This is a genomic window from Thalassotalea fusca (genome assembly GCF_053485835.1).
Map to the genome: position 1 here is coordinate 1 of NZ_JBQRUN010000004.1, position 24,782 is coordinate 24,782.

Sequence of the window (24,782 nt, forward strand, 5' to 3'; positions counted from 1 at the left end):
GATATATTGTGGGTTACTATAATCAATTGCGACCGCATCAATACAACGGAGGCTTAACTCCAAACGAATCTGAAAAAAGATACTGGGAAAACTATAAAACCGTGGCCAATTTTACTTGACCACTACAAGATGTTCACCAAAGCAGATTAAGAATAATGTCCCGCTTAAATGGTTTGTTAGTTTTTATTAGGCCTAAATGCATGGTGATGTGTTCTTGAATACACATAAAGACCACATACAACGGCTAAAACAAGAAAATAGATACTTCCCGAAATAAAATACATTGATGAAATGATGGCTGAATTTAACAAAGCCCAAAATAATCTTTTTGAATGACTATATTCAACTTTAACAAAGTAGCCCTTTGATATTGCAACTCGTAGTAATACGTTTACCACTCCTATTACAACAAATACAGCAATCCAACTATCCATATAGTTTAAAATATCCACAGCTTCAAATCCTCTTTGAAAACTCACGCCTACATAAGCAGCGTAAAAATACTTGGCTAAAATCAGTTGTATACGAACGCAAGCCAAGTGTTTTGCGTTTAATACAAAATTCCCGTGTAATACGTAAACTACTTGCCGTATTTTAACTCAAATAGCTGCCGTAATAAGTCTGTGCGTTGTACATTTGAATGGCCAATAGTAACAAGCGCTGATGCAATGAAAAAAATATTTACGGGTGACCAATTAGGTTGACCCAACCACATCTCCCAAAACGCCCAGCAGATTAATATTGCGCATGTAATTTCTGGAACGAAACTAAGTCGATGAATTTTTTTCTCTATGTGTTGAATTTGCGCTACTTTTTGATATTCGGTTAGCGCATTGACATCTTCAATTGAATTCAATTCCATCTGATAAACCTCCGTTAAGTATCGCCATGCTAAGAGTATTATTCTTACTAATCAGTTTGTTACTAAGCTTTACCGCTAGCATGATAGCCGTCTTGAAATCCTTTCACAAAGTCAGGGCCTGCAAGGCCCATTAACAAAAAAATTGACGCTACAAGCATCAAATTACGACTATTCTTTCTATACCCTACCACTGTTAAAATGACAAAAAGTACAGATGCAATAGCTTCAAAATAAAACACAACAATTCCTTTTAGTTTTCGATATTTGACCGACAAACTATGACTTCTAACACTTCAATATAGCGTGGCGTAGTTTGGCAGTTTTATTGCGTTGTTTGCAACTTAAAATGACAATTTTTTGAGAATAATCCATGTGAAACAGCTTATTATGTTTTTTTACGCTATTTTGCTTTGTCGCAACAAATTCTAGAGTTGAAATATTGATATAGAAACATACCAAATGTTAATCCTGCACCTGCGCCAATGGAAATACCAATAGAAATATTACCAAAGACAACGCCTAATGATATCCCTACCCCTGTACCTACTGACAAACCGCAACTTAACATTAATATTGGAATATTTTTATTTTTGTTTACTTTCGAATTCGAATCCATTTCATTTCTCCAGTTGAAAATCATACTCATAATAGGCTGAAAGCCGTTTTAAGCGGAAAATGGCTATTGGCTAAAATAAGTGAAGAACGAACAAAAAGCCAACAATAGTTTGTCCGACTTAAAAACTCATGTTAGACGGTATTAAACAAAACTTAATTATAGTGGGTAATAATTGTTCTCATCACTTTCGCTTTTAGCTCATAAGTCTTATCACCACCATTCGTTAAAATAGCAACTTCAAGATCGTGCTTCGGATGAAAAAACAACTCTGTTTGATAACCATCTTGTGAACCGCCATGAGAATAAAACGGCTCATCCCCCCAACCTACAACCCAACCGAGACCAAAGGTGCCATCGTCGCCTGTATAACTATGAACTTTAGTCATTAAACTTAACGACTTTTGACTAATAATTTCTCCCTCTTTCAATGCAACTATAAAATTATTCAAGTCTTCAATACTACTAACTTGTGCCATTGCCCCAGTGGTAAATTGATTTATTCCAAAAAAAGATTCCGTTTTGGCATAATTAAGGGCGTCACTAAGTTTAATAGTGACGCCCTTCTCGACGATGTAGCTACTGCTCATATTTGCAGGAACAAAAATATTCTCACTCAAATATTCGGAAAAACTAATTCGACTTACTTTTGCAATAACTTCAGCTAACAATACGTAACAACTATTACAATAAACCGCTTGGTCGAAAGCTTGTGGTTTAACCTTAATTTCATTTGAGGAAATAAATTTTATAACATCTTGGTTTGTAGACAAGTTTGCTAAATTTAGGTTTGAGTCTGAGAAGAAGTCGTCAGAAAGATATACCCTATGAGATAGCAAATGATTTATCGTAATATCTTTCCAACCTACGGGTAATTCTGGAACATAATCAGTTACTTGATCGCTTAGAGAAATCTGTTTCTGCTCCACTAATGTCATAATTGCCAACGCAGTAAAAATCTTACTAATTGAGCCTATTCTAAATCCCGTATTGGTATTTATTGATAGATTCTTTCCTTTATTTGCAAGCCCTTTACTTAATTTAAATATCACATCATTGTCTTTTTTAACAAGTACACTAATTCCTGGTCTATCTTCTTCTTGCATTGACAAAATTTGATTTAGTTTATCCACAAGAGAGTTTTTATTGTCTTGCGGTTCATTGCTAGCTAGAGAAATAAAACTTATTAAATTGAGAAATAAAAACAAAAGCATTTGAGTTGTGAATTTACGCACTACTAGCTCCTTCCTAGATTAAAACTTGCTTTGAACTGCTGCCAACGACCGGTAGTTTCGATCCAATGGCCACTTTTTTATTACCAGAAGGTACAAATAATGATTCAACTATGTTGTTATCATTAAATTTTCTATTCCAATGGAGCCCTGCGTCAGAATGCGAAATAGAAACTGATAAATCGTGTACTCCTTGAGAAGGAAGTTTCTTTTTTTTAGCTAGTCTTTTGCCAATTAAACCAGCAACTCCATTTCCGTATGAGATTTCAATCTTTCCGCTGAGCTCTCCGCCTGATATATGTAATTTTTGCAGTAACGGGTCTAAATTAGCAAAATCATCTTCGAACCAATTACCAACTACTTCGTACTTCAAATGAACCTCTGAAACTGCTAACGCCTCATTAGAGGCTAAAAATAGTTGGTTAAAATTAGCGGCGAAGGAGCAAAAACCAATTGTTTTTGTCCGCTTAATTGCCTTGCGATATTTTTTATACCATAATCCAATATATATTGGTACTTGTAAGGTTTTATATTATGGCGAAAAATACAAGCGTAACATTAGGTGAACATTTTGATCAGTTTATAAGTCAGCTAGTTAGCTCTGGTCGGTATGGTTCCGCTAGTGAAGTGGTTCGTGCAGGCTTAAGAGCACTGGAAGATCAGGAAGTAAAAATGCTTAATTTACGTAATATGCTTGTCGAAGGCGAAAACAGTGGCGTCGCTGATTATTCATATGATTCTTTAATTTCAGAGCTAGATAAAGAAAACCACTAATGTCAAAATTTGAGCTATCAGCAAAAGCCAAGAGCGATTTAATTCAAATAGCCAAATATACTCAATTAACTTGGGGAACAGCGCAAAGGAATGAATATTTAAAACAGTTAGATAATTCTTTTCATCAGCTTGCTGATGCGCCTATGTTAGGAGTAAATTGCGATTATGTAATAGAAGGCTATCGAAAGCCCCCTCAAGGTATTCATATAATTTTTTATAAAGAGCACAAAACAAACCAAATTTTGATTGTGAGAATTTTACACAAAAGTATGGACGTTAACCAAGCTCTCTGAAAACAAAACGCGCGCTTAACCGGCGTATAATAGTTGGTTAAAATAGTGAGGAACGAACACCAACCAACTGTGTAGCGTTCGTTTAAGTAACTTATATTTTATTTTACCCGTTGAACCAAACTAAACCAGTTCCCAGAGTTGTCAACGGCCATAGCTTCGACGCCGTATAGCTCTTCTGTCGGAGGTTGGATAAACTCCACGCCTTTAGACATTAGCTCTTCGTACGTTTTTTGGCAATTTTCAGTTTCGAAAACGCCCGCTCCAAATGCGCCGTCTTCGATTAAACTTCGTATTTTTTCGGCTGAGTCTTTGGTGAACATCGGCCCTTCTTTTGGCTCTGCCAAAACTAGCTGAGTTTGTGGTTTAGATTTCGGGTATACCGTTAGCCATCGAAAGCCTCCTTCAATTTTCATGTCGTCACCGACCTCGAAACCGAGCTTGTTTTTATAAAAATTAAGCGCTTCTTCCTGATTAAGTACATATATTGTTGTATGTGCTATGGATGTGATCATCTATTTGTTCCCTGTTGTTAATTCATCTTTATTTTATAGAAATAATAAAAACGATATTTCTCCAATATTGCTCATTTAGCTAATTTACCCAAAAAATGGTAGGCGTAGCATGCAGGTATAACTTGCGAAGGAAAACAGTATGCTTCAGTAGATAAAGCCCAAAGCTTACGACGATATAAAGTAGGTGCCATACCGGTTTGTTTCAAAAACAAAGAAGAAAAGCTACCAAGACTTGCGTAACCGACTTTCTCACAGACTTCTGAGACACTAAAATTCTCCGTAATAAGCATTTTTTTAGCTTGTTCGACTCTAAGCCGAATTAAGAACTCGTTAGGCGTTTCTCCATAAGTCTCTTTGAAAACACGCAAAAAATGATAAGGCGACATGTATGAGTTCTTTGCCATATCAGATAAGCTTATCGGCGCTTGATAATTGTCGGCAATATAATCCCTGCCAGCATTCAATCTTTTAAATTTATAGTTCGTAGCCATGAAATACGCTTATTTGTTCGACTAACGCCCGCATGAGCGGCAAAAAACTTTTGGTTAGAATAACGATTGCAGTGAGAACAGCCAACTGTTTTTTGTCCGTTTAATTGCCTTGTATGTTTCGAGAGCTACAATAAGACCAACTAAAAGACCTGTTAATAATACCGAGGTTAGCATGACTACTAGAATTTTAACTGAAACAGCCGCTAGTATTAGTGAGTTGAAAGCAAACCCTATGAAAGTTGCATTAAGCGCAAACGGTGAACCTATTGCAGTGCTAAATAGAAACGAGCCTGCTTTTTATTGCATACCAGCAGATACATACGAGTTTTTAATGGATCATATAGAAGACCTTGAGCTATTAAGTATTGCCGAAAGTCGCAAGAACGAGGAAAGCATAAAGGTTAATTTAGATGAGCTATGAACTGCAATTTAAAAAATCTGCGCTGAAATAATGGAAGAAGCTTGACGCCACGACACAAAACCAGTTTAAGAAAAAGTTATCTGAAATTTTAGAAAATCCACACATTCCAAGCGAAAAACTATCTGGCGCCAATGAGCTTTATAAAATAAAGCTCAGACAAGCCAGTTACCGTTTAGTTTACGAAGTAAACGATGAAGTGATAACTGTAACGGTAATTTCAGTAGGTAAGCGAGACAACGGAAAAGTTTACAAGGCTGCAATGAAGCGCAACAACTAAGAAACTCATAACGCTTGAATAATGTGTGAGCGTAGTTCGGCAATTTTATTGCGCTGTTTGCAACTAAAAATGAAACACTATTGCTTATTGACAGAGCTACGGCTCATATGTGTTAGCTGTATATTACTCCATACTCAGCTAGCTTTTAATTTTTCGACTTGCTTGTACTCGGAAAAACACGTTGCGAGTTCGGATGATAATGTCCACAAATCACCAGTATCGAATAAACAAACGTCCGCCACTTCTACTTGTATCAGTGAGTTTCTATTCAGTTCTTTATTAAATATGAGGTTTATTTTTATATAATTAATTGAAAGATCACCCCATGCTTTTCCTCTTGAGAAGTAAATATTATTTTTCGTGGTATATTGAAATGTGAAACCAGAAGCAGCAAGGATAACCTCTAAGGTGTCGGCATCTATAGTAATACCTATTGGTAGATTAAGTGGAACCACATACTTGGGAAACCACTTTAGCTTAGGCTTAGTTTCTTCAACAAATGTCGCTTTTCTTTTTTTATAAAAATAGCGAAATATTGATAATAAAATTCCTTCGGGTTCCAACTTAACTCCTTCGAGGGCTTATAACGCCTGAATAATGTGTGAGCGTAGTTTGGCAATTTTATTGCGCTGTTTGCAACTAAAAATGAAAAACTATGGCGAATCACGATTAATTCTTGTTAGCTTACGTTCTAACTATTCTTTCACCTTTTTTATTTCTCCAACCATCAATTTCAGGAGTAGATAACAAGTATGAATGAAAAGTCAGTATGCCCATATTCCTTCTGATATTTTCTGCCCATATAAGCCCCAGTACGGCACCAATTGCAGCTAAGTAATATAGTGTTTCTAAAGACATATCAGTAAATACAAAATTTAAACAAAGCGCCCCAACAAAAGTTAAGATGAAGGTTGGACATAAAACAATAACTAAGTACAGCCAAACAATACATAGAATCGCAATCAAATAAATGTGCCACTCTAATGGTTTGATTATGATTAAGAATAACTTCTTCAATTTGGGGAATTCCGTTTAGTAAGCTAACGCCACCATAAGTGGACAAGTAATTGTTGGCTACAATGTGAAGCGAAGCGAAACCGAGCCAACAATTACGGTTCCGTTCTTCATGGCCTTGTATGGATAATACACCAAACTATGCCTTTGATTCTATTTTATGACCACACTTGCAGCAATAAAAATAGCTAAAAATTAGCTCGTTAGGAACAAGCCAAACTTTAAATTTACTACGGCTCGAGGTTATCAGTTTTTTAACCTTCCCCGTATGCACTAGAGCACGTTTATCGCAGCTTGGGCATTTGAAGAAAAAAGAAATTAGAATTGAAGACCAGCCGAACGCAATGACGAATATTAAAAACGGAATGAACAATTCAATTGATATGAATATCAAGGGGACAATTAACCAAAATAGTTTAGCGGTTAAAGAGGATGCTAACCAATAATATTTGAACAAAAACCTATTCAATACACCTTTCCCTGTAGTTCACCTAACGCCTGAATAATGTGTGAGCGTAGTTTGGCAATTTTATTGCGCTGTTTGCAACTAAAAATGACAAACTATGGCGAATCACGATTAATTCTCTTGTTAGAGTTTCATTACTCTGATTTTAAAAACCTGTGGTAATGCTTCTCTACCTCCTCTTTTGACAATACCTTACCTTCAGACTCTCTATCTAGCAAAGTCCCCATGTAAGAGAGTATATTGTCATGCGTTAACTCTTTTTGATTTGGAAAAAATTCGTTAGGTGCGATTTTAAAATCTAACCAACTTCCGTCATCATCAAATTCAATATGGGAGCCCCACTTTGAAATAAACAGTTCACCATCTCGATCATCAAGAACGATACTCACTTCGTAATAATATGAGTCATCGTCAAATGATTCTGAATATGGAAACTCTTCGCCATTTTCACTGACTATGATTTTATCGTATGACATCTAAGGAACTCTAACGCCGCCATAAGCGGCCTAAATTAGTTGGCTAAAATTGTGAGGAACGAACATGGCCTACTAATTTATGTCCGTTCTTGATGGCCTTGTTATATGCCCTTTACAATACGCATTAGAATGCGCATACTTAATGCAATAATTACTTGGAGACATATTATGCAATCATTATACGACTTTGATGCCCCAAAAAAGGCAACAAATCTTAGCCTAAATAGTGACTTACTAAAAAGAACAAGAGCACTTAACATTAATTTATCTGCAACTTTAGAGCAAGCATTAAAGGATAAATTAAAGAGTATTGAAGCTAAAAAGTGGGTAAAAGAAAATAAAAATGCCATACAAGCCTACAATGATTTTGTGGGTGAGAATGGGTGTTTTGGCGATGAATTTAGAGAATTCTAATGTCGCAGTTTGATGTATATACAAACCCAAGTAAAAAAAGCCGCGATGCATATCCGTATATTATTGATATTCAGAATGCTTTAATTAGCGATATTACAACAAGAATTGTGATCCCTTTAGGAAAATTCAAGCATTTTAAAAATGAGCAAATGGATGGTTTAACTCCATTGATTGAATATGAAAATGAACAGTATATTTTACTCACACCTCAAATTGCTTCAATGCCATCCAAATTACTCAAAGATCCTGTTGGATCAGTTGAGTCATTAAGAGACGAGATTATTGCAGCGATCGACTTTGCCATTACGGGCATATAACGCTTCAATATTGTGTGACGTAGTTTGGCAGTTTTATTGCGCCGTTTGCAATTAAAAATGCCAAATTTAAGGAATCACTATTATTGACTTGTTATATGCCCTTATCATCTGTTGGTGCAAATTTTAAAAGCATTACACCGCCCCTAATTAAAGTACTCAGAACTCCACTCAATGCTAACAACCCTATTGTGGCAACAAAATAAACTACAATTAATCTAGCCGAAGGGTCTACATTAATATTGTCACTACTCCCCTTAATGTCAGAAGAAATTAACGGAAGTTGTGCAGATAAAAAATCTTTAACAACGGCTACAGCACCAACTGCATCTGGAGTATATAAGACTTGAAATATCGTTATTAGGATGAGTAAAACTACGATAAATGCTGCTAGCAGACATAATGAACCAACTGCCTTAGCAAAATTTTGAATCATGAATCAATCCTTCGAGGGCTTATAACGCCCGCATAAGTGGCGCGAAAATACTTGGCTAAAATCAGTGAGGTACGAACGCAAGCCAAGTGTTTTGCGTCCAATACTTAATGCGCTTGTTATAAGTAATTTACTCTTGCTTCTTTTTACTTGTTATTAAGGTAATCAAACCCGCCAACAAAAGCCAAAATAAAATTATAACTACATACGCTGTCACTGACTGAGGTAATGCACCAAACTCTTCGATTTTAAAATGTGCTTCACCCATTGCTTTTGCAACACCTGTCCACAAAACGGGGATATTTACCCAGAACAATAAAGGCAAAAATAATAGCCCAATTTTTGTCACAGCAAGTATTGGTGGCAGATTAAATATTAAAGATAAAACCAGAAAACGCTTTATCGAAAAAGCTCTGAAATTCATCCGTGACTCCTATCCTTTGATTACTTATAACGCCGCAATATGGGGCGTATTAAGCTTGGCTAAAATTAGCGAAGAATGAGCGCCAGCCAAGCTTTAGACGTCCCTCGCATAATTGCCTTGTTATATTGCGGCTTTAACCAAACTTTGATTAATTTTATGTTGCATATAGATTACATGAAAAATTGATGTAATAAATGGATTTAACCAAAGTATGTCACCTTTATTTGAACCTGAAATTTGGTTTATACGATTGCGGACCATAATTATCCACGTTACATCAAAAACACTTGAAACCAAATGAATACCAATTGAGCTTTTTAAAATCGATAAATCATGAATATTAACTAAACCGTAAATCAAACTACCTAATGAAATGGTAAATAAAATCACTGTAGTAAGAATAAAATAATTAGGTATTTTAAGCTCTGTATGCTCATTGATTTGGCTTGAAAAACGGTAAAGTTTATATATTAAATATGATCCTATTGTTAGCACACAAAGACCGAGAGTTTTTAGAACTGAATCAATTTCAAATATATCTGTAAGTTCCTTTTTCATTTATTCTCCAAAGCTGAAAATACACCATACTTTTTTAGCAATATAACGCCCCAATAATAAGTGAACCAAGTGCTGGCGGGCGATTTGCTCAGCAAATGGCATGACATGCCTGGTGAATCTGATTCATTGGCTTGTTAGGTTACTTTTGCGCCACAGCTACTACAAAATTTTGAACTCTGACTATTTTCATTCCCACAACTTGTACAGAAGGAATTAGTAGTATTAGCATTTTTAATTATGCTACTAGCTTTTGATAAAGCTCCTCCTGTTTCATTCACCACATAATCAGCGATAGGTTTGAGATAACCTATTTTGCACATTTTAACCCCTACGCCAACCAAAGGGAGTCCTACAAACGCACACCAAAAATACTCTGCCGTTCCATGATTCCCAAATGCTCGAAAGAAGCTAACAAAGCCAATTATTGCGAAGACACCACCGACAACAACACACAGTGGTCCAAAAAATCTTAAGAAATCCCTCATTTACTACTATCCTTATATTTACTACCAAACTTCTGAGTAACCTAACGCTTCAATATTGTGTGACGTAGTTTGGCAGTTTAATTGCGTTGTTTGCAATATAAAATGACAAATTTAAGGAATCTCAATTATTGCCTTGTTATATTCACCTTTACTCAAAGTCAAAAGCATCTGAGGCGTACCCACTTTCAATTAAGTTAAGTCCTTCAAAAGCCGAACCTGCACCATGCTCATCTTCCCAGTTACAACCAAACTCGATACCAAAACGTGGCTGAGTTGGTGAACCACTCCCCTTTACGTGGACAGCAACAATGCCGCATAAATTCTTAAGCTCTATGGAATTAGAAATATGTGGAACTACATCATCTGGTTTTTCATCGATAAGACTTTCAATTACCAATTCACGCATTTCCCAATATTGGTCGACAAACGAATCAAGCGAAAGACGTAATATTTCACGTCCATTTTGCTCTATCCATTTTATAACATCGAAAAATACCTCTGTTGATAACTCTTTATCGCAACAAAAGTGAACTCGACCATCAGATTTATCAGGACTTGAAATAGCTCCGTATGCACCGTTACGAACTTGCAAACCAGAAAATCCATCTACTTTTTTATAAGTATATTTAAAAAATTCATCAGTAGTGATTTCAGGAAATTCCAATTCCTTAACGTTAAACACGATACTCTCCTTGGTGAATATAACGCTTCAATATTGTGTGACGTAGTTTGGCAGTTTTATTGCGCCGTTTGCAATTAAAAATGCCAAATTTAAGGAATCACTATTATTGACTTGTTATATGCCCTTATCATCTGTTGGTGCAAATTTTAAAAGCATTACACCGCCCCTAATTAAAGTACTCAGAACTCCACTCAATGCCAACAACCCTATTGTGGCAACAAAATAAACTACAATTAATCTAGCCGAAGGGTCTACATTAATATTGTCACTACTCCCCTTAATGTCAGAAGAAATTAACGGAAGTTGTGCAGATAAAAAATCTTTAACAACGGCTACAGCACCAACTGCATCTGGAGTATATAAGACTTGAAACATCGTTATTAGGATGAGTAAAACTACGATAAATGCTGCTAGCAGACATAATGAACCAACTGCCTTAGCAAAATTTTGAATCATGAATCAATCCTTCGAGGGCTTATAACAGCTCATTAGCGTGAATACCGAATTAAACTGTCGACAATCTAAAATTTTTGACATGTGAATCCACGCTTTAGTCTAATAATTTTAAGAACTTAGCACGTAACAACGATACCTTCAACGATTTGCTATTTTTACATAGCGTGCCTATTACTTATTCGAGAATACGAATGGCTCGCTATGTAGAGTTCTATAGATAAAAATTAATCGGAAATTCAATAAGCTATAGTTTGCTATTAGATATTCGAGCCATTCTGTTGTTTTACGTAGCGAGCCGAAAGTTCACTTCAACTTCGTCAAATACAGCGTGATGTTATACGCACAAGCTGCCATAAACCGTTTTAACGTAGTCACTCATACTTACTAGTTGGTCTTGTTATTTTCTATAATCAAGTCAATGCGTTGATTCAACTTCACACTATTAGCATACTCACCTCGAAATATGCCAAGCACAAAAATAAACACTAGATATAGGCTATTTGTGCTCATATCTGTTTCCAAATAAAAATACTGAAATAAGAAAAACAATATTACGCAAATTGCGTAATAAATGAATGTTCTCGTGTTTACTCTTAGCGCGTTAAGCTCTGCAACTAACTGGTCTTAGTCGTCGAACTTATCATTCATCTAATTGATTCCGTTTACTCTATGTATAATTTAATTGAAGGCTGTGAAGCAGTTATTAACTAACTTTCTCAATCGTTTTAAGCGTTCGAAAGCCTTTTTATAATACGTTTATTGAAAATCCGACAAATCACAGTCTTCAACTTCACAAACGTGCTTTACCGCAGAGTCTTGCACTAGGTGCTGAAAATACTTAGTTAAGTGTGGATAATCTAATGCCATTTTTTTGAATCCATCCGACCAAAAAACCAGCATAAATAAGAAATAATCACACACTGTTGCCGAGTCGCCGACTAAATAATCCTTACCGACCAACTCGTTATCCAATAACGCAAAAATGTCTGCAACACGCTGTGCTTGTGTTGCGCGAATGGCGTCAACTGCTGAATCATCCGATGTATGTCTCGCCGGATAAAAATAAACCATTTGCTCTGCTTGTAGCGTATTGGTGAGATACATCAACCATTGAAAGAACTGTGGTCTATTAATATCTCCTATCGATGGGATCAGTTTTGCTTCTGGATGAGTTTCAGCTAAATATACGCAAATGGCAGGACTCTCAAATATCGCTTGCTCACCAGCAACAAGTGTTGGAATACGCCCTGCTGGATTTAGCGCCAAGTATTCTTTCGATTTCTGGGCATTATTATCTCTATCAACGGTTAGTAATTCAAAATCAACGCCCAGTACTTTGAGCACAATATGCGGTGCCATACTGGCGTTTAACGGATAGTAATATAACTTGTACAACACATTCTCCTTTTGTTTAATCAATGCTTATTCTGAATAGTGATCAACGGCAAAGCTGTACATAACTTTAATCATGAAAAACAAGCTCACCAATAAAAACCACTGTTCAAGAGACAAAAACACCGACAGTAATAGGCCATAACACATTAAATTAGCCGCAATGAAATGCTGGTATTTTTTACCATATAAATGATTAACAATCAGTGCACTAATCATTGTGTAGCCCCATATCACAAATGCGTCAATCAACGGAGCTTCAAGCAACCAAGCAATGGCTAATAAATGAATATGAATGGCAATAAAAACTATGCGGTTTTTAGGTCTGGCGGCATAAAAGTTATTCGTGCCTCGTGTGAAATTGGCAATGCAGCCAGCTAGTACGTCAACAATAAGAATAAAAGCGATAATGGGAGGCCAGCGATTCAAAGACAAGTCAGCCAAGTTAAATATCGCAAATCCGCCAATACCGGCAAACATTAGTATGGCAATTACTTCAATCTTCGACTGACGCTCGCCAAGTACTTCATGTAAGAATTTGGGGATGTTAACTGTTTTCATTAGGCCGCGTCCTTGCTGGTTTGATTAGTCTACTAGCGTGGTTTCAACAATAAGTTCATCAACGATTCGCTTTAACAAAAAGGTTTCTCGCTCTATCGAAAGTCCTTTCTTTTCACTTTCAGCCATCGTGAGTTCATTATGTGCAATGGCCTGATGAATGTTGATCCATATCGGGCGCATACCATTGCTTATTTCATAAGATTCCAACTTCGGCGATAGCAGCGTTTCATCGATGTCGCACTGATAACAATACGACTCCATGTGCACAATGTCGTAGTCTTTCTTGTACCACGGTCGAAACTCTTCATATAATCCAAAGGCTTTGATGTTGCGAATATTCTGCGCGCCAGTTTCCTCTTTCAATTCACGAATCAAACCATCTATGTGAGACTCTCCTTGGTCTATGCCACCGCCAGGTAAGCTGTAGTCGTTATATCGCTCAGTAAAGAGTAGCAGTATATCTTCGCCATTAAGAACAATTGCGCGGGTCGCTTTTCGATTAAAACTTGAAGCCGATAAATCGGTTATTGCAGGATGAACGGTAGATTGTAACAATCGCATAATTATCTCATCGGCTATGCGCTTAATCACTTAACAGCTTAGATGTGTTACTGAAGCGCATGCGCTAACTTATACCAATTGAATTAAGTATTTGATCATTCAGCGAGAATTAAAAGGCTTAGAGGCAAGGCATTGATTGCAAAGAATGGTTATTCCCTTGTTAAAATCAATAACGCCGCATATAAGCCTTTTAAACTCGCCCTTGGGAGCTTGTTAGGAAAGTGATAACTTCACAAATTTCTTTGGTGGAGAATGACTACAACAGCATCAATTTGCTTTGTTCTAACTTCCCTGACATAGCTCTGAACTGGTCAAATATTTATTTCACTTGGTATTACTACTAAAATTGGCGCTTATTCTACTCGAATGTGGTGTAACAGGTCAGTAATTTTTATGTTATTAGGTAACAATTAAAAAAGGCAACCTGCTAGATTGCCTTAGTTCTTATTCACTAACTCGATTAATGCTAGTGAGTACTCTCTTTAATATTACGTAGGCTAACACTGCCCGAGCTATCGTCAATTAATGTGAATTTGGTTGCATCGTTAACAGAAATACTACCAGAGCCATCATCAATTGTTACGTGCCCTACGACATGTTCAATACTAATACTGCCTGAACCATCTTCAATCGAAAGATCACCATTAACATTGGCGATGGTGATACTACCTGAACCGTCGTCTATGGTAAGTGACGAGTGATTACGCGCTACCTTGATTGATCCTGAGCCATCCTTAATCGATACAATGCTTGCATTTTCAATACGTAACGAACCAGATGAGTCTGTCACCTTCGTTAGCATTGAAGATGGTACCTTAACTTCCAAATCAATTAACGTATCTGCAACCATGCTTTTTTGTTCACAGGTATTGGCAGCCAATTCGATCACTTCTTTATTGTGTGCCTCTAATGACAAACAGTAATCCGTATCGTCTGACTTTTTAAACACATCGGCAGTTACGGTAATGTCAGTTTGATCACTACCAATAATATTTAAACTACCCGCACCAGCTTCAATAACAAATTGTTTGAACGCAGACGCATCCATAGAAAGCGTTTTTGATTCAACATAATTGTAATCGTGATGTCTATGTTCGATATGTTTTTTATGTCCATTACGTTCGTCGCTATTGTCGTGAGCGAAAGCGAAAATTGTTCCACTGGCTATGAGTAAAGATACCCCTAGTAGTTTTTTCATGTATTGTCCTTAACGAATTATTATTGTGTGAGTTTTCCATTTAGTCGCGCGTTATACACAAAAGGTTTAAACGCAATTTAATTTTTTTTAGTGATGCTTTTGAGCCCCTGATTAAATTGTGCAACAAAGGCACGAGTTTTTGGCGTGTCATGACATAAAAATGCGTCATTATGCGCAATAAACGGTTCACTTCTCAAAAATGTTACGGCTTTTTTATTCATCGCTGCTTCTGCATCAGGCGACCATGCAACAAAGGCATCTATGCGGTCAGCCGACAGCATATCAATATTTTGTTCAATCCGTGTAACATAATTAACGTTTAATTTTAATTTGTCGAATTCGGGGCCATAAAGCATCCCTTTTCTCGCACCTACTCTAAGCCCTTTCAAATCTTGTAGCTGTTGGATAATTTGACGACGAGAGTATATTCTAGCTGTGGCCACGTAAAGCGGTAACGTATTGATAGTTTGTTTATTTTGGTGAAATGCCGTGTCAAAAGGAATTATGCAATCAACAAGTTTTTGATTGAACATTTCATCAACTCGTGCAGGAGGGGCAATAGTATAGTCCCATGGCTGCTGCTGGTTGCTTGCCGCTTTTGCAATTAGCTTGTCGTACATGCCTTGTTTGTTCGACTGTAAAACATCTGGAATATCGTAAGCCATCAGCGTTAGTGACGACATCGCAACACATCGCAACGCAAACACGGAAAACAGCAAACAGAAAAAGATGATGAGCCTATACTGCTTCAAGCTAAAACCTACTTAAAAGACACGTCGTTATCGGCCGCGTATTGTACACAAATCAACCAAAAATAACAGGGCAAAATTTACCCACTAATCAAATGCATATTTGCAAGCATAGTTGATGATACTCATATCATACCAATTTGAGTGCCGCACTGAGCCTTTCAACGGTTCGCCTTAACATAATCAAAAGTTATAATTTTTCTATTTTTTGCCAATATTAGATTAATTTTAGGATTAATAGCGCCTTTACAACTAACTTTAAGCTTATAACTTGTAACATAAACGCTCGCCAACACAGATGTATGAGCGAGCTAAGCGTTTTTAACTTAGCTGAACTTAAAGAGAGAATAATAAATGGAATCAAAAAAACGCCGTAATTTTCTTAAGCAAGGTTTTGCAGGCTCTGTGGCTACTTTTATTGCGGCGAGTTCCCTCGCTCAAACGCAAATGAGTACGCCAAGAGATGCACAAGGGCCCTATTACCCTATCACCCCGCAAAAAGATAAAGATGCCGACTTAACAAAAGTTGCCGGTAAATCGGGTGTAGCCAAAGGTACAATTATCGAGGTATTTGGTCAGGTATTCGATACTAACGGCAATCCCGTGGAAGGCGCTACCATTGATTTGTGGCAAGCAAACTCGTTCGGCAAATACCATCACCCTCATGACGACAGCGATGCACCCGTTGATGAAAATTTTCAATCTTGGGCGATTATTCAAAGTGGTGCGCAGGGCAAATTCAAATTTAAAACAGTCATGCCCGGCGCTTACCCTATGGGCGCGAAAAATCAACGCACGCCACATATCCACTTTAAAATTGGTAAGCACGGTTATGAAGCCATACTCACCCAAATGTATTTTACAGACCAACCATTAAATCAAACAGATGGGTTATATCAACGAAAATCATCCGAGCAACAAAAATTAATGACTGCTCAGAAAATAGCAGGCACAAATCAATTTATCTATAACATTTACATGGAAAAAGTGTAGAAACTAGCGGTGTATCGATAGGAAATGTAGTAGCTAATGACTATGAGTTAGAAGAACAGCAAAGCGCTTATTCGTATCTTGTTTGAATAAGCGCTATGGATTAAATTAAATTTTTCAGGCTAAGCGTTAGAAGCTAAACGTTTGCGCGCCTGATGTAACTTTTTATAGCTTTCAATGAGGCGCAAGTGTTTATCAAGCCCTTCTAAATTAATGCTGGTTGGTGTTAGGCCATAGAAACGCACATCACCAGTTACCGAGCCTACCACATTACGCATTTTTTCTTCGCCAAACATGCGATTGAAGTTATCAATAAAATCATCTAATTCAAGCTCTTCATCTAACGTGACTTCTAACACTGCATGCACAGCTTGATAGAATAATCCTCGCTCAACGGTATTGTCATTGAATTGCAGAAACTCTTCTACCAATTCAATGGCAGCTTCCAGTTCGCCTATCGCCAAATAAATCAATATTTTCAGCTCAAGAATAGTCAGTTGTCCCCACACCGTATTCTCGTCAAACTCAATACCGATTAAGGTGCGAATATCAATGTAATTATCTTGCTGACTTTCTTCTAAGCGCTCAGCTAAGCTGACTAATGCTTCATCATCTAGCTTATGCAGATTTAAGATGTCTTCGCGGTAATCTAAGGCTTTGTTCGTATTATCCCACACCAAATCTTCCACAGGATAAACTTCTGAGTAATCAGGCACTAAAATACGACACGCGGTCGCGCCCAACTGGTCAAAAACGGCGATATAAACTTCTTTACCTAACGACTCTAAAATTCCCATCAAGCAATCGTTTTCTTCTTCGTTGGTGCCAGAAAAATCCCACTCACAAAATTCATAATCAGACTTATTACTGAAAAAGCGCCATGAAATTACACCAGTTGAATCGATAAAATGCTCGACAAAATTTTCTGGCTCTGACACCGCCATACTGTTGAACGTTGGCTTAGGTACATCATTAAGCCCTTCAAAACTTCTGCCTTGTAAGAGTTCAGTTAGGCTGCGCTCAAGCGCCACCTCAAGACTAGGATGAGCACCAAAAGAAGCAAACACACCACCAGTTCTAGGGTTCATCAATGTGACACACATCACAGGGAATTGCCCACCTAGTGAGGCGTCTTTCACCACCACAGGAAAACCTTGTTCTTCCAACCCTTTAATACCCGCTAATATGTTTGGGTACTTTTCTAGTACTGCTTGAGGCACATCTGGTAGCACAATTTCTTGCTCAATAATTTGACGTTTCACTGCACGTTCAAATATTTCTGACAAGCATTGTACTTGCGCTTCATACAGGTTATTACCTGCACTCATACCATTGCTTAAAAACAGGTTTTCGATAAGGTTTGAAGGAAAATATACTGTTTCACCATCAGACTGACGCACATAAGGAATCGCACAAATGCCACGCGCCTTGTTACCTGAGTTGGTATCGATTAAATTGCTGCCCTGAAGTTCACCATCTGGGTTATATATTTCCAAACAATAGTCATCAAGAATCCCTTCGGGTAGTTCATCATTTTCCCCTGGCGTAAACCATTTTTCGTTGGGGTAATGAACAAACTCACTGTTAGCGATTTCTGGACCGAAATACTGATCGTTATAGAAAAAATTGCAGTTTAAACGTTCAATAAACTCGCCAAGTGCAGAGCACAATGCACTTTCTTTGGTTGCACCTTTACCATTGGTAAAACACATTGGCGACGCTGCATCTCGAATATGCAACGACCATACATTCGGTACAATATTACGCCATGACGCAATTTCAATCTTCATGCCGAGTTCAGCCAAAATCCCCGTCATGTTTTTGATTGTTTGTTCAAGCGGTAAATCTTTACCTAGGATAAACGTGCTCGCATTGTCATCTGGTTGTCCCATTAACATTGCTTGCGCGTCTTCTTCCAAACTTTCTACAGATTCAATTCTAAATTCAGGCCCTGTCTGCACAACTTTCTTAACGGTACAACGATCAATAGAACGTAAAATACCTTCACGATCCTTTTCAGAAATACTTTCGGGCAATTCCACTTGGATTTGAAAAATTTGGTTATATCGGTTTTCAGGGTCAACAATATTATTCTGTGATAGGCGTATATTATCTGTAGGAATGTCACGCGATAAGCAGTAAACACGCACAAAATAAGCCGCACAAAGTGCAGATGATGCAAGAAAATAGTCAAATGGGCTTGGCGCTGAACCGTCCCCTTTATAGCGAATCGGTTGATCAGCAATCACGGTGAAGTCGTCAAACTTCGCTTCGATTCTAAGGTTATCGAGAAAATTTACTTTGATTTCCATAGGATAGTGCCTAATTTAGCAGCAGCAAGTTAGCAGGTATGGCTCAAATTTGATATTCAGAGAGCATCAGCTAATCGCAAAAATTACAATTGTGCTAATTATCCTTGTTTTCGAGGCAATAGTCTTGGATAAATTTCGTCTTCAATGAAATAAATGCGCATATGTAAATATCAAAAGGTATGAAATTACACTAACTCAACAACATAGTAATTTTTTCAGCGCTTACCGGCTTAGACAAATAAAACCCTTGAACTTTATGCATACCTATACTTCTACACATTGCCAAACTTTCTTGTGTTTCAATGCCTTCCGCAATTAAGTCTAAACCTAAAGACTGTACCATGTTGGCTATGGCGTTCAGCACCTTTTTCGCTTCAGGTTCTTCGCATGCCAAAATAAGCGACTTATCAATCTTTACACAGTCAATTGGAAAGTTTTGTAAATAGTAGAGAGAAGAATATCCCGTACCAAAATCATCTAACGCAATGTTACATCCCAACTGACTTAATTGGGTAATTGTTTCGCTTGGTTTTTCTTTAAACTGTTCTAACATTAATGCCTTTTCTGTAATTTCAAAAACTAAGCGATCTGGATTTATTCCGTGTTTTCTCAATATCTCAAGAAGTGCTGCTACTAAATCGGATTCAATCAATTGAATCACAGACAAATTTATTGACAGGAATAGGTCTACATTTCCTAGGGATTGCCATTTCGCAAATTGTGAGATTGCTTCGTCAATGACCCACAGCCCTATTTCATCCATAAGTTTAGAGCTTTCAGCAGCGGCAATAAAACGTTCAGGATAACGTATTTCATTGTTCTTGTGCCAACGGATTAACGCTTCTACGCCAATAATGTCATTTTGACTAGTGTCAAATATGGGCTGATACTCGAGAAAAAATTCGGATTTTTCTATGGCAACTTTTAGCTCTTGCTCCAACCTAATCCGTTTTTGAAAATCTTTTTGCATGCCTTCTTCAAAAAAGCACAATTGATTTTTGCCTAAACACTTAGCGCGATACATTGCTAGATCGGCAAATTTAATGAGATCTTCCGGACTATGTTCGGCGGTTGGATGCAGTGCAATACCAATACTACACGCACTGTCGATGGTGTTTTTATTAACGATGAATGGTGTTTTAAATAAATTGAGAATACGTTTGGCAATGTCACCTGCAATTTTAAACTTGCTGATATTTGTGAGAATGATGGCGAACTCATCTCCACCGATGCGAGCAAGTAACTCATGTCCTCGCATTACGCCTTGTATTCTACGAGCGATTTGTTTTAACAATTCATCGCCAACGCCGTGACCATAGTTATCATTCACACTTTTGAAGTTATCGATGTCAATCAGCAAAATTGCCATCATGCCCGTGCCGCGAGGCAAGTTGGTAACGGCTATTTGTCGCGTTTTTTCAAAAGAGCGTCGGTTCATTAGGCCAGTTAATGCGTCTCTTTCTGATAACCTTTTGGCACTCAAGTAACTTTCTCGAAGTTGCAGTTTTAGTTCAAAACGTGCTTGCGCATGAATGATACTACGCCAAAGTAGATGTTCAGTTATTTTTGACTTAACCAGAAAGTCTTGGGCACCAGCTCGGATACATTCTAGTGCAAGCATTTCATTTTCAACCGCACTGACCATAATAATTGCGGTGGCTGCTTCCAAAGGATGCGCGTTGAGCTCATGCAAAAATTCAATGCCATCTTGCTCAGGCATAAGGTAGTCCAATAAAACAACATCAAAGGGTTGATTGCTCAGTAAATTTAAGCCTTCTTTTACCGATTCAGCCTCACAAAACTGACATTCTACTGAAGCATCTAATAATGCTCGCTTTGTCTCTTCTCGATCAACACTATTGTCGTCAATAATCAATATTCTCATGAACCGCCCTGACGCTTGTTGGTACTCGCTTGCACTTGTTGTTTCATGTGAGGTTAGCCTGACCTACTAACAAGGCAATTCGACCACTCGCCAATAACTATCGAGCATCGTAATGGCATCGGTAAATGCTTCGCCAGACTCCGTTTTAACGATATAACCCGCAATATTGAAGTCATACGCTTTGAATTTATCTTCATCGGCAGCAGATGTTGTCAAAACGAAAATGACTGAACGGCGCAAAGCATCATCGTTTCGAATCTCCTTAATACATTCGATGCCATCCATACGCGGCATATTCAAGTCCATCAAAACAATATAAGGACTAGGAATTTTTCCACTGCGTAACAATTCAAGCGCTTCAAGTCCATCTCTGGCTACATGAATTGGATTGGCTACCTTTGCTTTTCTAAAACTTCGTTGTACGTCCATAATATCAACTTCATTATCCTCAACCAGCAAAAAGCTTACTTCCTTTTTGGCCATATGTGCCTCCTTCTTTGCGATTATTATTGTACTTTGCTCTGCTATCATTACATCACCCTGCACCTTAAATTAAATTACCCTTTTGTATAAACTCACCGTCATCATCGAGCTTTTTAATATCAAAGCTGAAAGCAGAGCCACGTGTGCCTTCTTTAGATTTAACACGAATTTGCCCGCCTTGACTTTCTATTGCTCGCTTAATAATGGCGAGTCCCATACCACTACCTTCAACCTTATCGCGCGTTTTCAAAGTTTTAAACATGCCAAAGATGCGTTTGTGATATTGTTCTGGTATGCCTGGGCCATCATCAGAAACCGAAAACGTATAAAAGCTTTGCTTATCTACACACTTTATCTGCAAATGTATTATGTTTTGGTCATGGTGCTTTATGGCATTGTTAATGAGATTGCGAAACACGAGTTCGATAACGGCTTTCTGGGTAGCAAACTTGGGCAGGCTTTTGTCAATACTTACATGCAAATCAAGTTCATCGTTTTCAAACAGCGAGACAATGTCGGTGACCAGTTGATAACTATCAACTATAGCAACCGTTTCAGACATTCTTCCTATACGAGAATACGCGAGTAAATCATCTAACAGCGTATTTAACTGCCGCACCCGTGATTTTAACATTTCCATGTTTTTCTTCGGCTCACCCGTAAGCGTATCCCCTAAGTCTTCTTCTATCCAACGAGACAAACTTTGAATATTTCGTAGCGGTGTTTTAAGGTCGTGGCTGGCTATATAAGCGAATTCCTCTAAGTCAGCATTCGAACGTGCCAGTGCTTCACGTTCGTGTTCTAATTGCTGCGTTCGTTCTTTTACGCGCAATTCCAAATGGTCTCGTGCTCGTCTTAAATTTTCTTCTGCGCGCTTTTTCTCGGTAATATCTCTGGCAATTGTCGACACACCAATGGTACGTCCTTGGCCATCTTTTATCGGAGATAAGGTCAGTGACACACTCACTACACTACCGTCTTTTCTTACGCGTTCTGTTTCATAGTGCTCTACTTTCTGGTTTTTCATCACCCGTTTTAGGAATTTTGCCACTTCGTCTTTGTGCCCTTCGGGTACTAAGAAAGAAATGTGCTGACCAATCGCCTCTTCAGCCGTATAACCATACAGCTTTTCCGCGCCATTGTTCCAGCTCGTTAATGTGCCGTCTAAACTCTTACTGAATACCGCATCTTCAGCCGAATCAACAATTGAAGCCAAATAGAATCGCGACTTTTCTGCTTCTTCTCGTGCATTAACTTCTTTTTGCAACGCCTCGTAAGCTTGGGTTACTTTTTCTTTTTCAGCGTTAAAATCTTCTAGTATATTGAGCGTTGCCTTTTGGGTATCTTCAAGACGCTCTTTTTCTGTATTGAAGTCTTCAAGAATATTCAATGTGGCGCGTTGTGTTTGCTCAAGTTGTTGTTTCTCGTCGTTAAGATCTTCAAGGATGTTAAATGTAGCGCGTTGGAACTCTTCTAATCCTTGCTTTTCATGATTGAAGTCTTCAAGAATGTTAAAGGTGGCTCGCTGAAACTCTTCCAACCCTTGCTTTTCATGATTGAAATCTTCAAGAATGTTAAACGTGGCTCGCTGAAACTCTTCCAACCCTCGCTTTTCAAGATTAAAGTCTTCCAGAATGTTAAACGTAGCGCGTTGAAAATCCTCCAGCCCATTTTTTTCGTCATCAAAATCTTCCAAAATGTTGAGCGTCGCCCGCTGCATTTCTTCCAGATCTTGAAGTTCTTTTTCCGTTGTGCTGAAACTTGGCACTTCTGATACGCTATATTTGCTCATTGATGTCCTTTTGATCCATTAAGCTACGAAGTTCAGCAATTTCTTTCTTCAACTCAATCATCTTAAGTTCGCGGCCTACCGTCAGTTTTCTGAATCGCTCCAATTCCGCTAAACGCTCTAGCTCTTTCTGACGCTGTTCTGCGACCTCTGCTTCTGCCTGACGTTGGGCAGTCACATCACGAGCAGCCGCAAACACCCCGAGTACATTGCCCGTTACATCTTTATAAACAGACGCGTTATACAGTACATCGATTAAGCGGCCATCTTTATGTCGGATAGTTAATGGATAGTCAGTGACAAATCCTTTTTCGAAAACTTTTTGGTAACCTTCTCGTGCTTCTTGCGGTTTGGTGAAATAGTTAGAAAAGTCGGTGCCAATCAAGCCCTCGCGGGTAATGCCTGTTACGTTTATTGTCGCTTGGTTTACGTCAGTAATTTTACCCTCAGGGCTAATGGTTACCAGCGGGTCTAAACTTGCTTCAATCAAACTACGTGCGTATTGCGATGCTTGTTTTTGTTCTGTTACGTCACGAGCTGCCGCAAATACCCCGAGTACATTGCCCGTTACATCTTTATAGACAGATGCGTTATATAGTACGTCGATTAAACGCCCATCTTTGTGTCTGATAGTTAATGGATAATCCGTGACGAAGCCTTTTTCGAATACTTTTTGGTAACCTTCTCGCGCTTCTTGAGGTTTAGTGAAATAGTTGGAAAAGTCAGTGCCAATCAAGCCTTCACGCGTAATGCCCGTTACGTTTATCGTGGCTTGGTTTACATCGGTTATTTTACCTTCAGGGCTGATGGTGACCAATGGATCTAAACTTGCTTCGATTAAACTACGTGCATATTGGGAAGCTTGTTTTTGTTCAGTAACGTCGCGAGCGGCCGCAAATACACCGAGTACATTACCCTTGTCGTCTTTATAAACAGATGCGTTATAAAGCACATCGGTGAGGCTTTTATCTTTATGGCGAATTGTTAATGGGTAATCAATTACCGAACCTTCTTCAAAAACCTTTTGGTAGCCTTCCCGAGCTTTTTGCGGTTCAGTGAAGTAGTTTGAAAAATCAGTACCAATTAATTCTTCACGCGCAACACCGGTTACTTTGATAGTCGCTTGGTTTACATCGGTAATTTTACCTTCTGGGCTGATGGTAACTAAGGGGTCCAAACTTGCTTCAATTAAACTACGTGCGTACTGAGAAGCATGTTTTTGCTCTGTAACATCGCGCGCGGCAGCAAACACCCCAAGTACATTGCCATTTTCATCTTTATACACTGACGCATTGTAAAGCACGTCAACCAAGCGCATGTTTTTATGGCGAATCGTTAGCGGGTAATCAATTACCGCACCTTCATCGAAAACTTTTTGATACCCTTCACGCGCTTTTTGTGGCTCAGTAAAGTAATTTGAAAAATCAGTGCCAATCAAGTCTTGTCGCGCAACACCGGTGACTTTGATAGTGGCCTCGTTAACATCGGTAATTTTACCTTCAGGGTTAATAGTTACGAGCGGATCAAGACTCGCTTCAATCAGACTTCGCGCATAGTCAGAAGCCTGTTGAGTAGATTGTTTTTCAACGAATGCCGTTCGAGTGTCCATAAGGCGGTTCCCTATCCTACTTTGTAATAGTTGTGTTCATGCGGTTAAATTTGCAA

The 24,782-nt window shown here is 38.2% G+C and carries 32 protein-coding genes and 1 pseudogene; 7 read left to right on the forward strand and 26 right to left on the reverse strand.

Translation table 11 applies throughout. The features are described 5' to 3' along the window. Positions 1-176: 176 nt before the first annotated feature. The 5 genes from ACSLUK_RS06075 to ACSLUK_RS06095 form a co-directional block, all read right to left on the reverse strand. The gene (locus ACSLUK_RS06075) at positions 177-539 is read right to left on the reverse strand and encodes a hypothetical protein (protein ID WP_448547645.1); all 363 of its coding nucleotides are present in this window, start codon (positions 537-539) and stop codon (positions 177-179) included. A gap of 41 nt (positions 540-580) precedes the next feature. Continuing rightward, entirely contained in the window at positions 581-862 is a 282-nt protein-coding gene (locus ACSLUK_RS06080; protein WP_448547646.1) for a hypothetical protein, read from the reverse strand. Positions 863-1,262: 400 nt separating this feature from the next. Continuing rightward, positions 1,263-1,478, reverse strand: a complete 216-nt coding sequence (locus ACSLUK_RS06085; RefSeq protein ID WP_448547647.1) for a hypothetical protein — start codon at positions 1,476-1,478, stop codon at positions 1,263-1,265. 152 nt (positions 1,479-1,630) lie between these two features. Beyond that, a complete protein-coding gene (locus tag ACSLUK_RS06090; protein WP_448547648.1) occupies positions 1,631-2,710 on the reverse strand; it encodes a serine hydrolase domain-containing protein in 1,080 nt (359 codons plus the stop codon). Positions 2,711-2,723: 13 nt separating this feature from the next. Further along, complete coding sequence (locus ACSLUK_RS06095) at positions 2,724-3,080, reverse strand: hypothetical protein (protein ID WP_448547649.1); 357 nt, start codon at positions 3,078-3,080, stop codon at positions 2,724-2,726. A 161-nt stretch (positions 3,081-3,241) separates the two neighbouring features. Between ACSLUK_RS06095 and ACSLUK_RS06100 the strand changes: the two genes are divergently transcribed. After that, the gene (locus tag ACSLUK_RS06100; RefSeq protein ID WP_448547650.1) at positions 3,242-3,481 is read left to right on the forward strand and encodes a type II toxin-antitoxin system ParD family antitoxin; all 240 of its coding nucleotides are present in this window, start codon (positions 3,242-3,244) and stop codon (positions 3,479-3,481) included. Further along, positions 3,481-3,774, forward strand: coding sequence for a type II toxin-antitoxin system RelE/ParE family toxin (locus ACSLUK_RS06105; RefSeq protein WP_448547651.1), 294 nt, complete (start codon positions 3,481-3,483; stop codon positions 3,772-3,774). Before ACSLUK_RS06100 ends, ACSLUK_RS06105 begins: the two co-directional genes overlap by 1 nt. A gap of 98 nt (positions 3,775-3,872) precedes the next feature. On the opposite strand, the gene ACSLUK_RS06110 is transcribed toward ACSLUK_RS06105, so the two are convergent. Then, a complete protein-coding gene (locus tag ACSLUK_RS06110) occupies positions 3,873-4,286 on the reverse strand; it encodes a VOC family protein (RefSeq protein ID WP_448547652.1) in 414 nt (137 codons plus the stop codon). Positions 4,287-4,357: 71 nt separating this feature from the next. Continuing rightward, entirely contained in the window at positions 4,358-4,777 is a 420-nt protein-coding gene (locus ACSLUK_RS06115; protein WP_448547653.1) for a helix-turn-helix domain-containing protein, read from the reverse strand. Between the two features lie 172 nt (positions 4,778-4,949). Here ACSLUK_RS06115 and ACSLUK_RS06120 point away from each other — a divergent pair, with 172 nt between their 5' ends. Beyond that, positions 4,950-5,198 carry a type II toxin-antitoxin system Phd/YefM family antitoxin gene (locus ACSLUK_RS06120; RefSeq protein WP_448547654.1) on the forward strand — a complete coding sequence of 83 codons (249 nt, stop codon included), beginning with the start codon at positions 4,950-4,952 and terminating at the stop codon, positions 5,196-5,198. A gap of 43 nt (positions 5,199-5,241) precedes the next feature. After that, positions 5,242-5,475 (forward strand): annotated as a pseudogene (locus tag ACSLUK_RS06125) (type II toxin-antitoxin system RelE family toxin); the annotation flags it as partial. Positions 5,476-5,609: 134 nt separating this feature from the next. Here the strand turns inward: ACSLUK_RS06125 and ACSLUK_RS06130 are convergent. The 3 genes from ACSLUK_RS06130 to ACSLUK_RS06140 all read right to left on the reverse strand — a co-directional run bounded on the left by ACSLUK_RS06130 (position 5,610) and on the right by ACSLUK_RS06140 (position 7,431). Continuing rightward, complete coding sequence (locus ACSLUK_RS06130; RefSeq protein WP_448547655.1) at positions 5,610-6,038, reverse strand: hypothetical protein; 429 nt, start codon at positions 6,036-6,038, stop codon at positions 5,610-5,612. 121 nt (positions 6,039-6,159) lie between these two features. Continuing rightward, entirely contained in the window at positions 6,160-6,492 is a 333-nt protein-coding gene (locus ACSLUK_RS06135) for a hypothetical protein (protein WP_448547656.1), read from the reverse strand. Positions 6,493-7,089: 597 nt separating this feature from the next. Then, the gene (locus tag ACSLUK_RS06140; protein WP_448547657.1) at positions 7,090-7,431 is read right to left on the reverse strand and encodes a hypothetical protein; all 342 of its coding nucleotides are present in this window, start codon (positions 7,429-7,431) and stop codon (positions 7,090-7,092) included. A 168-nt stretch (positions 7,432-7,599) separates the two neighbouring features. On the opposite strand from ACSLUK_RS06140, the gene ACSLUK_RS06145 reads away from it, so the two are divergent. Continuing rightward, complete coding sequence (locus ACSLUK_RS06145) at positions 7,600-7,845, forward strand: type II toxin-antitoxin system CcdA family antitoxin (RefSeq protein ID WP_448547658.1); 246 nt, start codon at positions 7,600-7,602, stop codon at positions 7,843-7,845. Next, entirely contained in the window at positions 7,845-8,162 is a 318-nt protein-coding gene (locus ACSLUK_RS06150) for a CcdB family protein (RefSeq protein ID WP_448547659.1), read from the forward strand. The genes ACSLUK_RS06145 and ACSLUK_RS06150 overlap by 1 nt, the downstream gene beginning before the upstream one ends. A 91-nt stretch (positions 8,163-8,253) precedes the next feature. Here the strand turns inward: ACSLUK_RS06150 and ACSLUK_RS06155 are convergent, their stop codons facing one another. The 11 genes from ACSLUK_RS06155 to ACSLUK_RS06205 form a co-directional block, all read right to left on the reverse strand. Beyond that, positions 8,254-8,595 (reverse strand): hypothetical protein, encoded by a 342-nt coding sequence (locus tag ACSLUK_RS06155; protein WP_448547660.1) that lies wholly within the window; start codon positions 8,593-8,595, stop codon positions 8,254-8,256. Positions 8,596-8,722: 127 nt separating this feature from the next. Beyond that, the gene (locus ACSLUK_RS06160; RefSeq protein WP_448547661.1) at positions 8,723-9,016 is read right to left on the reverse strand and encodes a hypothetical protein; all 294 of its coding nucleotides are present in this window, start codon (positions 9,014-9,016) and stop codon (positions 8,723-8,725) included. Positions 9,017-9,136: 120 nt separating this feature from the next. After that, complete coding sequence (locus tag ACSLUK_RS06165; RefSeq protein ID WP_448547662.1) at positions 9,137-9,574, reverse strand: hypothetical protein; 438 nt, start codon at positions 9,572-9,574, stop codon at positions 9,137-9,139. A 134-nt stretch (positions 9,575-9,708) separates the two neighbouring features. Continuing rightward, positions 9,709-10,059, reverse strand: a complete 351-nt coding sequence (locus tag ACSLUK_RS06170; RefSeq protein ID WP_448547663.1) for a zinc ribbon domain-containing protein — start codon at positions 10,057-10,059, stop codon at positions 9,709-9,711. Positions 10,060-10,207: 148 nt separating this feature from the next. After that, on the reverse strand, positions 10,208-10,741 hold the full coding sequence (locus ACSLUK_RS06175) for a DUF6985 domain-containing protein (RefSeq protein ID WP_448547664.1): 534 nt from the start codon (positions 10,739-10,741) through the stop codon (positions 10,208-10,210). A 114-nt stretch (positions 10,742-10,855) separates the two neighbouring features. Next, the gene (locus ACSLUK_RS06180) at positions 10,856-11,197 is read right to left on the reverse strand and encodes a hypothetical protein (protein ID WP_448547665.1); all 342 of its coding nucleotides are present in this window, start codon (positions 11,195-11,197) and stop codon (positions 10,856-10,858) included. Positions 11,198-11,953: 756 nt separating this feature from the next. Further along, positions 11,954-12,595 carry a glutathione S-transferase family protein gene (locus tag ACSLUK_RS06185; protein ID WP_448547666.1) on the reverse strand — a complete coding sequence of 214 codons (642 nt, stop codon included), beginning with the start codon at positions 12,593-12,595 and terminating at the stop codon, positions 11,954-11,956. Between the two features lie 24 nt (positions 12,596-12,619). Then, entirely contained in the window at positions 12,620-13,150 is a 531-nt protein-coding gene (locus ACSLUK_RS06190) for a hypothetical protein (protein WP_448547667.1), read from the reverse strand. A gap of 24 nt (positions 13,151-13,174) precedes the next feature. After that, the gene (locus tag ACSLUK_RS06195; RefSeq protein WP_448547668.1) at positions 13,175-13,711 is read right to left on the reverse strand and encodes an NUDIX hydrolase; all 537 of its coding nucleotides are present in this window, start codon (positions 13,709-13,711) and stop codon (positions 13,175-13,177) included. 466 nt (positions 13,712-14,177) lie between these two features. After that, positions 14,178-14,909, reverse strand: a complete 732-nt coding sequence (locus ACSLUK_RS06200) for a DUF4097 family beta strand repeat-containing protein (RefSeq protein ID WP_448547669.1) — start codon at positions 14,907-14,909, stop codon at positions 14,178-14,180. Positions 14,910-14,986: 77 nt separating this feature from the next. Further along, positions 14,987-15,661 (reverse strand): substrate-binding periplasmic protein, encoded by a 675-nt coding sequence (locus ACSLUK_RS06205; protein WP_448547670.1) that lies wholly within the window; start codon positions 15,659-15,661, stop codon positions 14,987-14,989. 351 nt (positions 15,662-16,012) lie between these two features. Here ACSLUK_RS06205 and ACSLUK_RS06210 point away from each other — a divergent pair, with 351 nt between their 5' ends. Further along, the gene (locus ACSLUK_RS06210; RefSeq protein WP_448547671.1) at positions 16,013-16,651 is read left to right on the forward strand and encodes a dioxygenase family protein; all 639 of its coding nucleotides are present in this window, start codon (positions 16,013-16,015) and stop codon (positions 16,649-16,651) included. 119 nt (positions 16,652-16,770) lie between these two features. Here ACSLUK_RS06210 and ACSLUK_RS06215 read toward each other — a convergent pair whose 3' ends face one another. The 5 genes from ACSLUK_RS06215 to ACSLUK_RS06235 form a co-directional block, all read right to left on the reverse strand. Further along, positions 16,771-18,960, reverse strand: a complete 2,190-nt coding sequence (locus ACSLUK_RS06215) for an OsmC domain/YcaO domain-containing protein (protein ID WP_448547672.1) — start codon at positions 18,958-18,960, stop codon at positions 16,771-16,773. Positions 18,961-19,150: 190 nt separating this feature from the next. Continuing rightward, positions 19,151-20,845 carry a putative bifunctional diguanylate cyclase/phosphodiesterase gene (locus ACSLUK_RS06220; protein WP_448547673.1) on the reverse strand — a complete coding sequence of 565 codons (1,695 nt, stop codon included), beginning with the start codon at positions 20,843-20,845 and terminating at the stop codon, positions 19,151-19,153. A 66-nt stretch (positions 20,846-20,911) separates the two neighbouring features. Beyond that, positions 20,912-21,328 (reverse strand): response regulator, encoded by a 417-nt coding sequence (locus ACSLUK_RS06225; RefSeq protein WP_448547674.1) that lies wholly within the window; start codon positions 21,326-21,328, stop codon positions 20,912-20,914. 64 nt (positions 21,329-21,392) lie between these two features. Further along, on the reverse strand, positions 21,393-23,120 hold the full coding sequence (locus ACSLUK_RS06230; RefSeq protein ID WP_448547675.1) for a sensor histidine kinase: 1,728 nt from the start codon (positions 23,118-23,120) through the stop codon (positions 21,393-21,395). After that, a complete protein-coding gene (locus ACSLUK_RS06235; protein ID WP_448547676.1) occupies positions 23,107-24,726 on the reverse strand; it encodes a PAS domain-containing protein in 1,620 nt (539 codons plus the stop codon). The genes ACSLUK_RS06230 and ACSLUK_RS06235 overlap by 14 nt, the downstream gene beginning before the upstream one ends. Between the last annotated feature and the right edge of the window lie 56 nt (positions 24,727-24,782).

Coding starts and splice junctions, on each gene's coding strand:
- ACSLUK_RS06105 (WP_448547651.1), top strand. CDS start 3,481: ATGTCAAAATTTGAGCTATCAGCAAAAGCCAAGAGCGATTTAATTCAA.
- ACSLUK_RS06195 (WP_448547668.1), bottom strand. CDS start 13,711: ATGCGATTGTTACAATCTACCGTTCATCCTGCAATAACCGATTTATCG.
- ACSLUK_RS06225 (WP_448547674.1), bottom strand. CDS start 21,328: ATGGCCAAAAAGGAAGTAAGCTTTTTGCTGGTTGAGGATAATGAAGTT.
- ACSLUK_RS06085 (WP_448547647.1), bottom strand. CDS start 1,478: ATGGATTCGAATTCGAAAGTAAACAAAAATAAAAATATTCCAATATTA.
- ACSLUK_RS06190 (WP_448547667.1), bottom strand. CDS start 13,150: ATGAAAACAGTTAACATCCCCAAATTCTTACATGAAGTACTTGGCGAG.
- ACSLUK_RS06235 (WP_448547676.1), bottom strand. CDS start 24,726: ATGGACACTCGAACGGCATTCGTTGAAAAACAATCTACTCAACAGGCT.
- ACSLUK_RS06140 (WP_448547657.1), bottom strand. CDS start 7,431: ATGTCATACGATAAAATCATAGTCAGTGAAAATGGCGAAGAGTTTCCA.
- ACSLUK_RS06080 (WP_448547646.1), bottom strand. CDS start 862: ATGGAATTGAATTCAATTGAAGATGTCAATGCGCTAACCGAATATCAA.
- ACSLUK_RS06180 (WP_448547665.1), bottom strand. CDS start 11,197: ATGATTCAAAATTTTGCTAAGGCAGTTGGTTCATTATGTCTGCTAGCA.
- ACSLUK_RS06115 (WP_448547653.1), bottom strand. CDS start 4,777: ATGGCTACGAACTATAAATTTAAAAGATTGAATGCTGGCAGGGATTAT.
- ACSLUK_RS06145 (WP_448547658.1), top strand. CDS start 7,600: ATGCAATCATTATACGACTTTGATGCCCCAAAAAAGGCAACAAATCTT.
- ACSLUK_RS06165 (WP_448547662.1), bottom strand. CDS start 9,574: ATGAAAAAGGAACTTACAGATATATTTGAAATTGATTCAGTTCTAAAA.
- ACSLUK_RS06230 (WP_448547675.1), bottom strand. CDS start 23,120: ATGAGCAAATATAGCGTATCAGAAGTGCCAAGTTTCAGCACAACGGAA.
- ACSLUK_RS06170 (WP_448547663.1), bottom strand. CDS start 10,059: ATGAGGGATTTCTTAAGATTTTTTGGACCACTGTGTGTTGTTGTCGGT.
- ACSLUK_RS06200 (WP_448547669.1), bottom strand. CDS start 14,909: ATGAAAAAACTACTAGGGGTATCTTTACTCATAGCCAGTGGAACAATT.
- ACSLUK_RS06220 (WP_448547673.1), bottom strand. CDS start 20,845: ATGAGAATATTGATTATTGACGACAATAGTGTTGATCGAGAAGAGACA.
- ACSLUK_RS06215 (WP_448547672.1), bottom strand. CDS start 18,960: ATGGAAATCAAAGTAAATTTTCTCGATAACCTTAGAATCGAAGCGAAG.
- ACSLUK_RS06120 (WP_448547654.1), top strand. CDS start 4,950: ATGACTACTAGAATTTTAACTGAAACAGCCGCTAGTATTAGTGAGTTG.
- ACSLUK_RS06150 (WP_448547659.1), top strand. CDS start 7,845: ATGTCGCAGTTTGATGTATATACAAACCCAAGTAAAAAAAGCCGCGAT.
- ACSLUK_RS06155 (WP_448547660.1), bottom strand. CDS start 8,595: ATGATTCAAAATTTTGCTAAGGCAGTTGGTTCATTATGTCTGCTAGCA.
- ACSLUK_RS06160 (WP_448547661.1), bottom strand. CDS start 9,016: ATGAATTTCAGAGCTTTTTCGATAAAGCGTTTTCTGGTTTTATCTTTA.
- ACSLUK_RS06100 (WP_448547650.1), top strand. CDS start 3,242: ATGGCGAAAAATACAAGCGTAACATTAGGTGAACATTTTGATCAGTTT.
- ACSLUK_RS06110 (WP_448547652.1), bottom strand. CDS start 4,286: ATGATCACATCCATAGCACATACAACAATATATGTACTTAATCAGGAA.
- ACSLUK_RS06210 (WP_448547671.1), top strand. CDS start 16,013: ATGGAATCAAAAAAACGCCGTAATTTTCTTAAGCAAGGTTTTGCAGGC.